Genomic DNA, 15423 nt, shown 5'->3' on the forward strand with positions numbered 1-15423 from the left:
TTCTATTTTACCATGGTTCTCATAAAATGGTGTGCTTTAATCTTCATTGAACCAACTGATTCCAATCGTCTGTTCACCGGTATGCACCCCGATGGCACTGCCAAGTGGGGATACATGGATCGACACATGAGGAAATTCTTCGGTAATCATCTTTTTCCATCTTTGTGTCTGCTCAGACACTGCACCATATAATATGGTGCATTCTTTCACTTTTCCTGCTTCGACTGATCTGCGAAAATCAGTGAAAATCTGTTTTTCCGCTTTTTTAAGGTTCCGAGGTTTAGATTTAGTATGGAGCACACCATTTTCGATTGAAATGATGGGCTTAAAGCTCAATAGGTTTCCAAGAATATACTGTGCGTTCGTTAACCTGCCGCTGCGATGCAGCTGATCTAAAGAACCAATTAATACATAGGTTTCATGGTTATCCGCATACATTCTCGTTTTGACGAATGCCTCATCGATGGAATCCCCATTATCCATATAATGCATGAGCCTTTTCAAGATTAATAGCATTGGAAAGGAAATAAGTAAAGTATCAAAAACGTCAACGGGGATCGCAACCATTTGTGCAGCTTGCCTGCTCGCGGAAACGGTCCCGCTCAATTCACTTGAAAGATGTACGGCTATGATTCGATCATAGCGTTTTTCAAGCTCCATATATAACTCTTGGAATCTGCCAACCGAGGGCTGTGACGTAGTGGCTGTAATTTTTTCCTCACTCATCCGCCGGTATAATTCCTCAGGTAATAGGTCGACACCATCTTCATATTCCTTCCCATCAATGATGACGACCATCGGAACGACGTATACATGTTCATTCAATGATAATTCTTCGTCCAAAGTTCCCGTACTATCTGTTACCCATGCAATTCGTTCCATGGTTTCCCCCCTCGTTGTGTCTTCTATTATATTCAACATCCCACCCATCTGTCCCCAATTAAATACAGATGCATATAAATATCTTACTTCATAAAAAGAGCCCAACTGGAACTTCCGTTGGACTCAATATCATTCTTCATAATAATTTTTTTATATCCTCTTCCATTTCCAGAGGTTTTGTTTTAGGTGCATACCGGCTCACTATATTTCCATTACGATCAATCAAGAACTTTGTAAAATTCCATTTTATTGATTTGGACCCCATCACTCCAGGAGCATTTTCAGTCAAGTAATTGAATAAAGGGTGGGCTTCCTTGCCATTGACATTCACTTTTGCAAACATCGGGAATGTTATGCCACGATTCAATTTGCAGTATGAATCGATTTCCAGATTATCACCAGGCTCCTGATTCAAAAACTGATTACAAGGAAAACCAAGCACGACAACCCCATCCTCTTTATATTGCACATACAGGCTTTGCAAATCATCATACTGTGGCGAAAAACCGCATTTGCTTGCGGTATTCACTATAATCATCACTTTCCCTCTATATTCCTCAAGCGAGATGGTTTCGCCATTGATTTTATTGACTTCAAATTCGTAAATGGACATGTATGATCTCTCCCTATAGTATGATGATTCATTTTACCGTATTTAAAGGTAGGTTTACCAACTTTTATCCTTCCCTTTCATCCCTGAATCTTCACTGCTTGAATGGATTGAATCAAATACTCTACCATGTCTTCCAAATCATCCATTTGCTCTTCTTTTACAAGCCTTCCAAATGAAACTTTATATATAGAAGAAGTAACGAGTTGCATTTTTTTACTGACCGTATCGCTGGTCGTCACTGTAATGATTCTCTGATCTCCCCAAATTTTTTCCAGATCATTCAACAATTGTTCAGCATTCACTTCATCGAGTTTTTTCGGGAAAGTTATGAAAATATCGACGGTGCAGCCCGAATGCGTATCATCAATAGCTGCATCGAGTAACTCCGAACTTAGGTTTTTAAGTGAAGCCTGTAACTCAATGGCACCGCTAATCGAAATGGGCGCGATTGGCTTTTTCAATTCCATCTCAATCTTATATGATCTGGACAAAGTCGAGAGATTCACTATATCATCACGTTTTATGACCAATATATCTCCAATGAAGTCACGGTCGTAAACCGCTCCTTCCAATACCACTTTCATGTTCTCAAATGCTGTAGGATCAAACAATCTCCAAACACCTCTCCAACTTCATAGTTTATGTATTCATGATCTTCCCATTTTACCATTCCCAGGCCATTTCCTTTGGGATTTACAAGAAATTATTAAAATAGCTTTTCTATTCAATAATTTTCTATATAATTAAAATATTATGATTTTTGAAGAAGGAGGCTAATCATGCCAATCAGAATTCCGGGACAACTGCCAGCAAGGGAAATTTTAGAACAGGAAAATATCTTCGTAATGGATGAGGAAAGGGCTACCAATCAGGAAATCCGTCCATTGAATATATTAATTTTAAACCTAATGCCAGAGAAAGAAAAAACGGAGGCCCAGTTACTGCGCTTTCTCGGCAATACTCCGATTCAAGTAAATATATCATTCCTGCGCTTGAGCACACATGAATCAAAAAACACAAGTAAATTTCATTTAGATCAATTTTACAAATCATTTAATGATATCCGCACGAAGAAATATGACGGCTTGATCATTACAGGCGCTCCAGTAGAAAAGCTGGAATTTTCAGACGTTAATTATTGGGAAGAACTGCAGAGTATCATGGATTGGTCAAGCGAAAATGTCACATCCACCCTACATATTTGTTGGGGGGCACAAGCTGCCCTTTACCATCATTATGGAATAGGCAAATACGAACTTCCGGAGAAATGCTTCGGGATATACACCCATGAGGTCCTTGAACCGAATGAAAATCTAGTCCGCGGATTCGATGATTATTTTATGGCCCCTCATTCTCGCCATACGGATATTGACTATCAAAAATTAGTTAACCATCCGGAACTGAAGGTTCTTGCACAGTCCGATCAAGCCGGTGTATTGATTGCTGCTTCAGTTGATGGAAAAAGAATTATGGTTACCGGCCATTTCGAGTATGATGCCGATACCCTTGGTGAAGAATACAAGCGCGATAGGGAGCGTGGAATCAATACACAACTCCCTGAAAATTACTTTCCTGATAACGATCCGACCAAGGTTCCTCTTCACCGATGGAAAAGCCATTGCAGCCTGATGTTCTCGAATTGGCTGAACTATTATGTCTACCAATCAACCCCTTATGAGTGGGATTGAAAGGGTAAGAGAAAAGAAGCTTTCACTTTTAAGTGAATCGTTTATTGGGCAGCCACTTCCGATTATCATGGGAAACAACCTGAGTTTCTGACTCAGGTTGTTTGTTTCATGATTCCTTATTGCCGAAATAAACCTCTTCAAAAGGTTGGACGACCACAAATCCTTGACCTTCGAATTTCATTTGAACGGATTCGCCGCTTCCCCTTCCAAAAAACGACTTCAGTGAAACATCCGTTACGAATTCAGGCTGCAAATCCCCTGACCAAGCCACTGTGGCATTCGGGTCCGTATAGACCGGATTCCCATGTTCCACCATTAAAGTAAGCGGCTCATAATGGGAAGTGAAGGCAACCATGCCTCTCCCCTCGAGCCTTACGTTGAACAACCCACCCGCCAATAACCCGGCAATGCGCCGCATCATTTTTATATCCCATTGAATCCCCGGCTCAAATGCAAGTAAATCATTTCCGTTAACACAGATTGATTCACCATTTAACTGTAAAATGGAAATCTTCTTTCCTTGATCCGCGACGTACAGCTTGCCGCTTCCAGTCGCCTTCATCAAAGATGCACCCTCACCTGTCAAAGCCTTTTTGAAGAGTTTACTAAGGCCATGCTCCAAGATGCCTTCCCGCTCGAATTTAATATGGCCGCGATAAGAAATCATCGTCCCCATCTTTGCCCAGATCTGCTGTTCCAAATTAATTTCCAAAATTCGTTCCGTTTCAAGTTCGAATAAACCTTGCCCTTTATCCTGCTGTTTCGTCTTTTCAACGAATTGATCGATTTGATACTTCTCCATCACTGCCCCACCTCTTTTTGAAGGAGGAAAAGCCACATGAACGATACAGCTTGCTTTAACTCCTTTGAAAAATGCCCCAGTTTTGTATAGTCCACCCCTCTCTTTGCAACGCCGGTATCTACCACTGCCTTCCATCCGGTTTCTAAAGCCATCTTTTCAAATTCCCAAGGCTGCATTGTATTCATGATGACCTTATCTCCTAATAACCGTTGAAAACTGAATTTTTTTCGTGGTTCAGCTGTTGGACCAAGTATTCCAAAACAGACATAACCGCCAGGCTTTATTACCCGTTGAATTTCCTTCATCACCATTAATGGTTCACCCGTATATTCCAAAGAATTAATGACCATTGCCGCATCCATTTCTTCATCTTTGAATGGAAGATTATAAAAATCCCCTTGCAGGAAAGAAAGTTCTGGTTGTTGAGCGGTTTTCCCCTTTGCAAAATCGATCATCACATTGGATAAATCAACTCCGGTTACTTCAAATCCCGCTTCGGCCAATTTCAAGGAACCAACTCCATCTCCACAGCCAATGTCAGCCACCTTCACTCCCGAAGGTACATATTCAGAAAAGAAAGGAATAATGTTTTTCCGGCTTCCCGTTTCCCACATTTCTTGCGAATTCTTCACCCACATCGGTGCAAAAACATCCCATTCCTTTTTCGATTCATTATGCCATGTATGTAAATTCATCAGAAATTCCACCCTCCTAACTGGCAAGTTCCTACTATATTAATACCCTCAGTTTCCAGAATCAAATTACCGGGGCTTCTATATAGCTATTCTGCTCAAAGTTAAAAAATCCTCTTTTATAAAATTCGTTCAGGAATACAGGTGATGTGCAAATACATAAAAAAAAACTGCCGACGGCAGCTTATTTCGAATTTTCTTCATTTCTTTTTTGTATCTTTCGTAAATCCTCGACACGGTCAGGGGATTCTTCAAAGAATTCAACCAGGTCTCCAACCCTATCGATGGCATTCCAACTAAGATGGTGTTCGATTCCCTCTACATCATGATAAATATTTTCTTCCTTGACCCCAATCAACCTTAGCATCTGTTCTAAAAGTTCATGACGGTATACGAGCCGTTTACCAACTTTTTTCCCATTTGCAGTTAAAACGAGCCCCCGGTACTTTTCATATATCAAATATTTTTCCTGATCAAGTTTTTGAACCATTTTTGTAACAGAAGAAGGGTGGACGGAAAGGTTTTCGGCAATATCGGAAACTCTTGCATATCCTTTTTCTTCGATAAGTAAATAAATTTGTTCTATGTAATCCTCCATGCTTGGTGTAGGCATTCGGAATCCTCCCATTCAAACGCATATCTAAAAATTTTACTATATAAACGACCCCGAAACAAGAAGATATAAGTCTCAGGGCGCCTTTAATGTAGTTTCTTCTCAAGTTTGCTTGACGTTTTGTTCTGTCGGAAATGTAAAACTGATTTTCTTTTCAGAGTCGGACCAGGATAAAATGGCATCAAAGGTCTTTTCCCCTTTTTTAAAACCGCTTATCAAATCCGTTTCACCGCTCGCCAACAGCTTTTTTATATTTGCTTGACTGATTTTCTTATTAAGGATTTTTTTGGAGATAGTGAAGTTACACTTTGTTTTTTGATAACTAACACATCCATAGAATTCCCCTTTATCGACAATCTTAGAACCGCATAGTTTACAGCTGCCCACAGATGCTGAACTTCTCTTTTTTGGGCCGCTTCGTTGAATCGACTCTGTGTCCAGCCCTTGAAAATTCCAGCTTTCCGATGATTCCACGGCATCACTGATAATTTTAGCTGACATCTTTTTAACAGCTTCCATAAATCCGCCAGCTGATGCCTTCCCTTCACCGATTTCCCTTAAACGCTGTTCCCATTTGGCTGTCATCTCGGGTGAAGCCAGGATTTTCTCCCCAATCGCAGTAATCAGCACTTTCCCTTTATCTGTCGCAAACACCTGGTTTTTTTTAACATTGATGTATTTACGGTCTTTGAGCATGGTAATGATGCCAGCCCGGGTTGCTTCGGTTCCAAGACCCTCGGTTTTCATCAGCACCTTTTCTAACTCTTCATTATCCAGATGCTTTCCGGCAGTCTTCATTAAAGTGATCAGCTGACCTTCTGTATAGCGCTTTGGAGGCTGGGTTTTGCCTTCTTTCACCTTTATATTGGCGACCTTTCCAGAATCCCCTTTTGAGACGGACGGCAAAATGATATCATCGTCTTCCTTGTCATTTTGGAAAATCACTTTGCGCCATCCCTCTTGAATCTGCTGCTTTCCTTTAGAAATGAATTCGGCACGCTTATCGACAAGCGTTTTAATGGTAGTGTAATCGAAAATGGCTTTCTCATAATGGGCCGCAATCAAACGGCGTACCACCAAGTCATAAATATTCCGTTCTTCAGCTGAAAGGCGCTTTGGATCGGTTACCTGCTCCGTCGGGATGATGGCATAGTGATCAGTCACTTTCTTTTCATTCACAAACCTTTTATTATTCATGATGTTCGGTTGTGGCAAGGGAAACAGGGATTCATATTCCGAAAATCCGCTTAGTTTTTGCAAAATATCGGGAAATGTTTCAGCTTCCCCCTCCGTCACATAATTGGAATCTGAACGTGGATATGAAACGATTCCTTTTTGATATAAACTTTGTACGATATCAAGCGTCTGTTTCGGAGAATATTTATAAATCTTGTTAACTGTCGCTTGCAATGACGATAGATTAAATAATAAAGGCGGCTGAAATTCTTTCCTTTCTGTATCCATTTCAGCTATTTCAGCTTCCTTATCCTTGCAAAAAGCGGCAATTTTATCAGCCATTTCTTTTGTCTTGATTCTCGAATCATTGTTCTGCTGCCATTTTCCCTTATATTTCTTTCCATCCATCTTGAAGTCAGCGAACACTTCCCAGAACGGTTCGGACTTGAATTGCTCAATTTCCATTTCCCGCTTCACAATCAGGGCGAGTGTCGGTGTCTGAACCCTTCCAGCTGAAAACACATCCGAAACGCCCCTTTGTTTCAATAAAATACTATACGCTCTCGACGCATTCATTCCCACAACCCAGTCCGCGCAAGCTCTAGTATACGCTTCATAATAGAGCGGCCTGGTTTTTTCCTCACTCTTCAGATTTTGGAATCCCTCATAAATCGCTTTTGGGGTCAAAGAGGAAATCCATAACCGTTTCATCGGTTTATTGACATTGCATAGATTAACGATATTGCGTACAATCAATTCTCCTTCACGCCCGGCATCACCTGCATGAATGATTTCATCGACTTCCGGTTTCCTAAGCAAAGTCTTCACAACATTGAATTGCTTTGCCTTTTGTCGGGTCACTTCATATTGAAATTTCTCAGGAATCATCGGCAACGTTTCCATCGACCATTTTTTCCATTTTGAATGATAGGTTTCCGGCGAAACGAGTTGACATAAATGCCCGACGGCCCAAGTTACATAAGCTCCATCGGGAAAAAGTTCATTCGGCATGATTTCTATATAGCCTTGCTGTTTCTTCTTTTTAAATTGAGCCGCAAGCGTTGAACCTTGATCGGGTTTCTCCGCAATGATTAGCTTCATGTTCATCTTCACCTAATCCGTTAAAAAATATCTTCCCCTATCATTATACCTTAATTATCACAATCGGCTAGATATGACATCGTTTTTACTGAACTGTCCCGGAAAAGCATGAAATGATTTCTTTACTGCTGCGAAGATTGGGAATTTCAGGCTGATGATAAAAGCCGTCGAATAGGCAGTTTAATTTGCAAAAAAAACATTAATGGATGGCCAAAATAGTTTCGGAGGAATTGAGCTATATACAAAAACAACAAATTCAATGTTAAATGTTCCTTTTCTTGCCTTCCATTGGTTAGATGAAGGTGAGGAAATAATTTTTTTTGATTGCAACACAGCTAATTATTGACCCTAACAGCCCCTTTTATTATAAAGGAACGTTAATTGGCAAAAGAACTAAAGAAAAGCATATTACTTTACAAAATGTATATAACTTTCTTTTGTTATTCCAAATACGTCTAAAATCCCTTCAATTTTTGGTTTAAAATAGGAATAATGTAAGATAAATCTATTTTTCTTGTATGATAAGGTAGAATAGTAGGAAAATAAATCGAGGGATGTGGTATTATTTGAGGTTAAATGTAAAAAAAATGTCGTTTGTTGTTTTTATTTGTTTCTTGTTTTTTATACCAAATTCAATCCTTGCTCAAGAAATTTTACACAATGGAAGTCAAGGACAAGCAGTTTATGATTTACAAGAAAATTTAAGGAAAATGGGTTACTTTAACAGACAACCAACAGGGTATTATGGTTCAATTACTGATCATGCAGTTAAACAACTTCAACAAGATTCTGGAATATTACCAGATGGAGTTTTTGGATTCCAAACACAACAAAAATTAAATAGTATTGAAATGATGGCCAGGGTTGTTTATGGAGAAGCTCGAGGAGAAACTTATGAAGGAAAAGTAGCTGTCGCTGCAGTAATTTTGAACCGAATGTCAACGCCAGGTTTTCCTAAAAATACTTACGATGTTATTTTCCAGACAAATGCTTTTACTGCTGTACATGATGGGCAATATTATTTGACCCCAAATAGCTATTCTTATCGAGCTGTTATTGATGCATTACAAGGTTGGGATCCTACTCATGGTTCTGTTTATTATTATAATCCGTTCTTGGCAACAGATGAATGGATTTTCACAAGGAAAACAGTCATTAGAATAGGCAACCACTTATTTGCAAAGTAAAACTAATCTACATACATATTGAGGAATGATATTTTTATAGTTTCGTATTATAAATATCCCATTAACTATGTCGTGTGGTATAAAAGGCCGGGCAGTATTTGCCCGGCCTTTTTGGTGGCACCCCCATAAGAAAAAACTGCCTTAAAGACAGCTCCGATCTTCAGCTAACGCACCCGATAGTTGAAAAGGGTGAAAGTTAAATTGTTCCTTTCATTCTAATTACTTTCGCACCTCACTCAAATTTAAGTTCTAGCATTGCTTTTTTTAAAAGCTATTGCTTGCTTGTTACTAGGTGACATATGAAGGTGATATTCATCAACTCCATTGTTTTTAAAGAACTTGAATCATAAATCAGCCATTTAGTTCAATATCTATCTCCTTAAACTTTTGATTATATTTGATGTTTCCCCTTATTTTCCGTACCCATTTGCTTATAAACAATAGTAAGTACTTTTCCCTTGGTTCCAAAAGAAAAAAGCGATTACCTGGTATAGGAACCGCCTTCAACAATCTTTGCAAATTCATCAAGAGTAGTCGAATACTTGATATAAATTCGTGGTAAAAGATAAAGTTCATCTTTAATGCCCTTCTCAGAAAATAGTTCAGGAGTTGTCGTAAGTCCAAATAAATAATATTTCTTCGTTTCTTCTACGACTTTGTCATTGAAATTTCCGTATGGATACGCAAGAGCATTTACTGGTTTGCCTGTTATTTTTTGAATTTTATCTTTGGACCCTTTCAGTTCATATTCATAATTTTTTATTTCCGTCAAATTAGGATGTGTAGCAGTATGAGACTGGATTGAGATTATACCCGAATCAGCCATCATTTTTAAATCCGATTTAGATAATCGGTTTGAACGACCGATAAAGTCAGAAATTACAAAAATGGTACCACTTGGTTTAAAACGTTCGTCTTTAAGTTTTTGAAAGATAGCGAATGCATTCAGATTGTTTTTGTATCCGTCATCAAAGGTAATGAAAATGGGTTTATTTGCTTTATAAATGTCTTGCCAACGATCAAAAGTTAATAATGTGTAGCCATGTTCTTTTAAATAAATCATTTGTTTCTGGAAATTATCAGGAGTTACATATAGCTCCTTAGAACCATGCCCAGTAAACTCGTCAATCGAATGATAAACTAAAATAGGTACTTTTCGTTGAGCAAAAACTTGTGATGGAAGAATTAAGATAAGAAGACATAGGAAAAACATTACAAGCTTTTTCATAAAATTCCTCGCTTTGCATCATTTTTTATATCTTTTCAATTTATTGTGCCTCAAAAGCAAGGTTCTATTATGATTTCTCCCATATTTAATTTTATCTCCCATTGATCAATGGTGACTTTGATAATCCCAAATGAAAAACTAATTTCTTAAAACACTATAGAATCAGACTAGCTCTATAAGAAAAAAAGCTGCCAAAGCAACTCTAAATATCAGGTTTAAAAAAATAGAACCCCTCAGTAAGATACGAGTATAGAGACCCATTTAACTCAAAGACTTAAGGAGGAAGCCCTACTATGAATTTTAAAATGTAAAACAAAATCAACTAATTGAGAGAATTACGGATCAACATCTAGTTGTTGGTGTGGATATTGCCGAACACGTACACGTGGGCCGTGCTGTAAACTTTCGGGGCATTGTGGTCGAGAAACCCTATCTTTTGAAAATAACGAGGAGGGTTTTACTATCTTACTAAACTGGATTCAGGAACTAAAACAAATGAAAGAAATTGTGAATTCTTAAATAATTACAATATTTAAAATATAAGAACAGCGCTAATATATATGGTTTTCGCTGTTCTTGCATTACGCAACTACGCAATGCCACTTTAAACCTTCTATCAGCATTTTGAAAGAGGGCTTGCTAGAAAAAAATTTTACTCTCACATGATTACGTTGTCCCTATTATTTTTATCCTTTACTTTTGTGTAAAAAAATAATTATTCTTTATCAATAGGAGAATGAATATGATCTCTATATGTATCAACATACATATTACCATTGGCAGCCAGTACTGCATAAACAACATCATATTTTGATAACTTACGCTTTTTTAACTCTGATTCTAACCAGGAAAACGTTATATTATTTTGTTCTAAATTCTCTTTAATTATTTCTCCATCCATAATAAGTTCAATAGGTAACTTATGTTCAGGCATTACTGCAATCATCAAATCCTGTTTTGTTACGTTTCTAAATTGCGGCTTTTTTAGTACTGTTAACGTTCCATTTGTTTCTACTATTGCAAATAGAACCTCTTCAATGTTAAAAATATCTCTTTCCCTTAGTTGTTGATTTAAATAATCTAATGTATATCGCATTTTATTCATGTTTCCTTCCAATACTTTTCCATTTTGCATCACAATTGTGGGATCTCCAGCCAGAAATTTTCTTCCTTTTCTATTTTTTAATGAAATAACTGCAATCATGAAAAGAATTGCTACATATATAGTAAATGCAATAATTGTATGATGTACCTTAACAGAAGTATTAAAGGCTAAATTCGCTGAAATTGCACCTAGCGAAATTGCTGCAACAAAATCAAACATTGTCATTTGAGATATCGTTTGTTTACCTAATATTCTTGTTCCAATTAGTAATAAAGTGAAAGAAGTAATTGACCTCAGAATTACTTCGATATGTTCAGGCATTTCCCCACCCCAATTTTATCTATTGTTAGTCATATCATATCCTTGATTTTAATTAATTATTTATTTCATATTGTATTATCCGCTTTCACGATATATAAGAAGAAGACAGGTTTCCCTGTCCTCAACATTAGTATATTTCATATTAACTTTTGGATTCATTCATTATTAATAACAATTTCCGCCCTCGGTTTTACCACTATTTGTGATCGGTTCACCATGATAATTCTAATCCTACTCTCGGCCTTAAAAAGGGATAAGAGAACTGTCCTCGCTTGCAGCAAGATAGGTTTCACTCTATTTATACATATTTTTGCTTTGCTGAAGAAGTTGGGATTCTCCGGTACGTTCCCATTCTTCTACTTTTTCACATGCTTTTTCAGGAGAATATCCTTACCCTACAAGAACTCCCATTAGAATAAATTCTTGAAGAATATGTGTAGCATTTATTCCTCTTTTAACATCCTCTAATCCTTCATTCACCAAAAATTCCATGTGCTTTATCCATTCATCTGGATTCCTGCCAGGAATAACTGTATTACTATTGCCATGGACCGTAACCTTCTTCCGAAGCCACTGCATCTGCTTTAGTTTCATGAACAGTACCAAATGGATGGTTAGGATGAGCATATATCGAGTAAAGTTTTAGCGGAACATTACCTGTATTGGTTACATTATGCCATGTGCCAGCAGTCAACAAGATTAACTTTTGTAAGTTAGTTCCATACATACCTGCTTTCCTAAAAAAGTGACAACCAAGGGATAGATGCCTTTACCATTTCATAAACACTTTGAATTCAAATTGATTAACTATCTTTAAAAAATATTGTATTTATTGGTCTTCTTATTAACAACCTGTCCAAACCAATCGATACTTTCATCATAGAATGAATACAAATGATTATAAGATATGGAGGAAACAAACCAGTGAGTGACACAGATTTTTCAAATGATTCTCCCAAGGGCCCAAAAGGAAGACTAATTACTGGCCATTCAAAGGAGTTTACTTCAGATACACTTGGCTTTCTTACCCGTTTAGCAAATGAATATGGAGAAGTTGCTAAAATTCGTTTTGGACCTTTCCAAAATGTTTACTTCATTTCAAATCCAGATTTAATTAAGCAGGTACTTGTAACAAAACAAAAATCCTTCTTGAAATCAAATGACTTCCAAGCTTTAAAACCATTACTTGGAGAAGGCCTTCTTACAAGTGAAAAGGAAATTCACATGCGCCAAAGAAGGCTTATTCAACCTTCTTTCAAAAAGTCTCATATTAGCAATTATGCCCAGGATATGATTGATATAACAATGAACTATATTTCCACTTGGAAAAACAGGGAAGAACGGATTATTACGGAGGATATGATGAGCCTTGCTCTCGGTATCATCAGCAAGACCATGTTCAGTTTGAACCTCAAAGAAGGATATGACGAGCTCGGGGAACCTATAGAAGCATCTATGAGAATTGCTGTTAAAAGGATGAGAACACTTCTTCAATTGCCACTATGGGTTCCGACTAAAAATAACCGTGAATTTAAAAATTCGATACTAAGACTTGATACAGTGATTTATAACATTATTGAAAAACGTAGGGCAGATTCAGAAAGACATGAGGACATGCTTGGGATTTTAATGGATGCTCGAGATGATGAGGATGGCTTAGGTATGACAAACCAGCAGGTACGTGATGAGCTAATGACCATTTTCCTTGCCGGTCACGAAACAACTGCAAACGTGCTTTCCTGGACCTTATACTTGCTTTCACAACACCCTGATGTGGAAACTAAACTTTTCAATGAAATAGATAGCGTAATCGGCAATCGTAACCCTACTCCTGGCGATTATATGAAATTAACGTACACACAAAATATTATCAATGAATCAATGCGCATATACCCTCCTGGCTATATCATATCAAGGAAGGTGGAGGAGGATGTGGTAATAGGAGGATATCATTTTAAAAAAGGCGATATGATCATGTTAAGTCAGTATGTGATGCACCACAAGCCAGAGTATTTTGATAATCCAGAGTCTTTTAATCCAGAGCGATTTGAAAACAACTTTGTGAAAACTCTACCTCAGTTCGCTTACTTTCCGTTTGGCGGAGGGGCAAGAGTTTGTATCGGTAATCATTTCGCAATGATGGAAGCTGTGCTTGTCCTAGCGTGCATTGCTCAACGATATCGGATAAGGCTTGCGCCGGACCATCATGAAGTAAAGCCGCTTCCGTCTATTACACTCAGACCGAAGCGTGGATTGCGCATGGTAGTCGAAGAAAGAAATATAGGAGGTATCCCACCAGAAGATTCTGAAATTCAAAGGAATTAATGAACAAAATTGTCACTCTACACCTAAGGAAGATCCCCACTTAGTTCCATAAAAAGACTGCAGCATCAACCCTAGTTTTTTGAAGTAAACCAGCTAGGCTTCGACACAGTGGATATTGGTTCTTTAAGTGATTCGTGGAGACAACAGCCAGGAACTCCTGCATACTGCACAGAACTAACAAAAGCATTGGAAAAAGCAAATAAAGAAAAGCCCCATACCTACGGGATAAGGTAATAGAAAAGTTATCAGCTTCTAACCTCAAACCCCTCTCAAGTAAAGATATTGTGAATATGAACAGAGAAATATATAATTCATAAAACAAAAAGGTGCACTCAGTTTAAAGTGTACCTTTTTGCATATCCATATATATCCCCATAAAGTTTTGGAAAAATATGTTTACCTCTTTCCTTTATGCCGCCAAACAATCCAGAATATTATTGGTAATTCTGAGAGATTACAAAAGTCCTTCCAGTCCGATCTAATTTTTTTCAAAACAGAATCTAAGTATGATTGTGTTTAAATCTCTCTTCTACTAACCTCCCTCTATAAACATTGTGTATCAACGAGGAAAATGAAGCAGAAGATTTAAACAGAGTATTAAATTCGAACTGTTCCGGAAAAGCATGAAATGACTGCTTTACTTCGGCGAAGATCGGGAATATCAGGCCGATTATAAAACTTGTCCTAAAGATTAATCGGCACCAAGAGCTTTACTAAATGTTGATTAGTTTGGGTAAGGTTTAACCATGATAATCTATCTATAAAAGACAGTGAATATACTGGTTATGAACTTTCAATGGAGATTTTCTTCATTAATCTTTTTAATTTATCTTCTGTAGCTGTTCCCTCTACTGGTGTATAGATACTGCACCTTAAGTCCATGTCCCCCTGGACTTGGAGAGAAGTTAAATTAAACAGCATCTTTCCGGCTTTAGCATGTCTAAATTCAATCATCATTTCTGGAGCTTTGCTCACTTGACTTTCTTGCCATAAAGATTGAAATTCCGGGTGGGAATCACTCATTTCTTTAATGAATAGGTTATACCATTCATCCCCTAAGTAGTGACCATAATAGGCACGAAAAATGGCAAGAAACCCTTTAACAAAATGCTCCCAATTCACAGCTAATGCTTTTAATTCTTTTCTTGTAAATATTAGATGGATCAAATTTCGTTGGTCATCCGGGAGTTGTTCAAAATCTAAAAATACATGAGCAGCAGCATTGTTCCAGCCTACAATATGACAATGTCGATCTGTAATGATAGTAGGACAATACGTTAACTCAGCTAAAATTCTTTCCAAAGAAGGACTTAGTTTTGGCTGATCCTTCTTTCGATGAATAATGGATGATTTCACTTCTAAAGCTAAATCATATAGATACTCCCGTTCATCATTATTTAATTGTAGAGCTGTAGATATGCAATCCAATACGCTTGTGGAGACCTTTATATCCCGTCCTTGCTCTAGCCACGTATACCAAGTAGTACTGACTCCCGCCAAATGTGCAACTTCTTCTCTTCGTAAGCCAGGTGTTCTTCTCCGTGTACCAGCAGGTATACCTATAGATTCAGGCTTTATTTGGGATCGCTTCGATTTCAAAAATGAAGACAAAGCTTCAAGCCTGGTTTTATCATTCATTTCTAAAGCCCCCTTCATAACAATTTAACCTAGTAGTTATTATACCAGGATA

General features: G+C 37.7%; 13 protein-coding genes and 3 pseudogenes. 5 read left to right on the forward strand and 11 right to left on the reverse strand.

The genetic code is table 11. The features are described from left to right. Window positions 1–36: 36 nt before the first annotated feature. The 3 genes from JNUCC41_RS24155 to JNUCC41_RS24165 all read right to left on the reverse strand — a co-directional run bounded on the left by JNUCC41_RS24155 (window position 37) and on the right by JNUCC41_RS24165 (window position 2106). Entirely contained in the window at window positions 37–882 is an 846-nt protein-coding gene (locus tag JNUCC41_RS24155; RefSeq protein ID WP_192205196.1) for a DegV family protein, read from the reverse strand. 136 nt (window positions 883–1018) lie between these two features. Next, window positions 1019–1495 carry a glutathione peroxidase gene (locus JNUCC41_RS24160; RefSeq protein WP_192205197.1) on the reverse strand — a complete coding sequence of 159 codons (477 nt, stop codon included), beginning with the start codon at window positions 1493–1495 and terminating at the stop codon, window positions 1019–1021. 77 nt (window positions 1496–1572) lie between these two features. After that, on the reverse strand, window positions 1573–2106 hold the full coding sequence (locus JNUCC41_RS24165; RefSeq protein WP_192205198.1) for a hypothetical protein: 534 nt from the start codon (window positions 2104–2106) through the stop codon (window positions 1573–1575). A 168-nt stretch (window positions 2107–2274) separates the two neighbouring features. On the opposite strand from JNUCC41_RS24165, the gene metA reads away from it, so the two are divergent. Next, window positions 2275–3183, forward strand: coding sequence for a homoserine O-acetyltransferase MetA (gene metA, locus JNUCC41_RS24170; protein WP_192205199.1), 909 nt, complete (start codon window positions 2275–2277; stop codon window positions 3181–3183). Between the two features lie 106 nt (window positions 3184–3289). Here the strand turns inward: metA and JNUCC41_RS24175 are convergent, their stop codons facing one another. The 4 genes from JNUCC41_RS24175 to JNUCC41_RS24190 all read right to left on the reverse strand — a co-directional run bounded on the left by JNUCC41_RS24175 (window position 3290) and on the right by JNUCC41_RS24190 (window position 7567). Further along, window positions 3290–3985, reverse strand: coding sequence for an AIM24 family protein (locus JNUCC41_RS24175; protein WP_192205200.1), 696 nt, complete (start codon window positions 3983–3985; stop codon window positions 3290–3292). Beyond that, a complete protein-coding gene (locus tag JNUCC41_RS24180; protein ID WP_192205201.1) occupies window positions 3985–4680 on the reverse strand; it encodes a class I SAM-dependent methyltransferase in 696 nt (231 codons plus the stop codon). The genes JNUCC41_RS24175 and JNUCC41_RS24180 overlap by 1 nt, the downstream gene beginning before the upstream one ends. A gap of 181 nt (window positions 4681–4861) precedes the next feature. Further along, entirely contained in the window at window positions 4862–5290 is a 429-nt protein-coding gene (mntR, locus tag JNUCC41_RS24185; RefSeq protein WP_192205202.1) for a transcriptional regulator MntR, read from the reverse strand. Between the two features lie 102 nt (window positions 5291–5392). Further along, on the reverse strand, window positions 5393–7567 hold the full coding sequence (locus JNUCC41_RS24190; protein WP_192205203.1) for a DNA topoisomerase III: 2175 nt from the start codon (window positions 7565–7567) through the stop codon (window positions 5393–5395). A gap of 566 nt (window positions 7568–8133) precedes the next feature. Between JNUCC41_RS24190 and JNUCC41_RS24195 the strand changes: the two genes are divergently transcribed. After that, window positions 8134–8754 (forward strand): cell wall hydrolase, encoded by a 621-nt coding sequence (locus JNUCC41_RS24195; protein WP_228467440.1) that lies wholly within the window; start codon window positions 8134–8136, stop codon window positions 8752–8754. A gap of 481 nt (window positions 8755–9235) precedes the next feature. Here JNUCC41_RS24195 and JNUCC41_RS24200 read toward each other — a convergent pair whose 3' ends face one another. Then, a complete protein-coding gene (locus JNUCC41_RS24200) occupies window positions 9236–9982 on the reverse strand; it encodes a polysaccharide deacetylase family protein (RefSeq protein WP_192205205.1) in 747 nt (248 codons plus the stop codon). 325 nt (window positions 9983–10307) lie between these two features. Here JNUCC41_RS24200 and JNUCC41_RS26975 point away from each other — a divergent pair. Continuing rightward, a pseudogene (locus JNUCC41_RS26975) lies at window positions 10308–10483 on the forward strand (IS110 family transposase); the annotation flags it as partial. Window positions 10484–10697: 214 nt separating this feature from the next. Here JNUCC41_RS26975 and JNUCC41_RS24205 read toward each other — a convergent pair. Beyond that, the gene (locus JNUCC41_RS24205) at window positions 10698–11408 is read right to left on the reverse strand and encodes a DUF421 domain-containing protein (RefSeq protein ID WP_192205206.1); all 711 of its coding nucleotides are present in this window, start codon (window positions 11406–11408) and stop codon (window positions 10698–10700) included. 538 nt (window positions 11409–11946) lie between these two features. Beyond that, window positions 11947–12108: pseudogene (locus tag JNUCC41_RS24210) on the reverse strand (cupin domain-containing protein); the annotation flags it as partial. Between the two features lie 224 nt (window positions 12109–12332). Between JNUCC41_RS24210 and JNUCC41_RS24215 the strand changes: the two are divergent. Both JNUCC41_RS24215 and JNUCC41_RS26980 read left to right on the forward strand, forming a co-directional pair. Continuing rightward, window positions 12333–13733 carry a cytochrome P450 gene (locus JNUCC41_RS24215; protein ID WP_228467441.1) on the forward strand — a complete coding sequence of 467 codons (1401 nt, stop codon included), beginning with the start codon at window positions 12333–12335 and terminating at the stop codon, window positions 13731–13733. 87 nt (window positions 13734–13820) lie between these two features. Further along, window positions 13821–14050, forward strand: a pseudogene (locus JNUCC41_RS26980) (3-hydroxyisobutyrate dehydrogenase); the annotation flags it as partial. Between the two features lie 466 nt (window positions 14051–14516). Here the strand turns inward: JNUCC41_RS26980 and JNUCC41_RS24220 are convergent. After that, window positions 14517–15371 carry a helix-turn-helix transcriptional regulator gene (locus JNUCC41_RS24220; RefSeq protein WP_192205208.1) on the reverse strand — a complete coding sequence of 285 codons (855 nt, stop codon included), beginning with the start codon at window positions 15369–15371 and terminating at the stop codon, window positions 14517–14519. Between the last annotated feature and the right edge of the window lie 52 nt (window positions 15372–15423).

Origin of the sequence: Brevibacillus sp. JNUCC-41 (assembly GCF_014844095.1) — a bacterium.
In the GTDB taxonomy this organism is placed as follows: domain Bacteria; phylum Bacillota; class Bacilli; order Bacillales; family DSM-1321; genus Peribacillus; species Peribacillus aracenensis.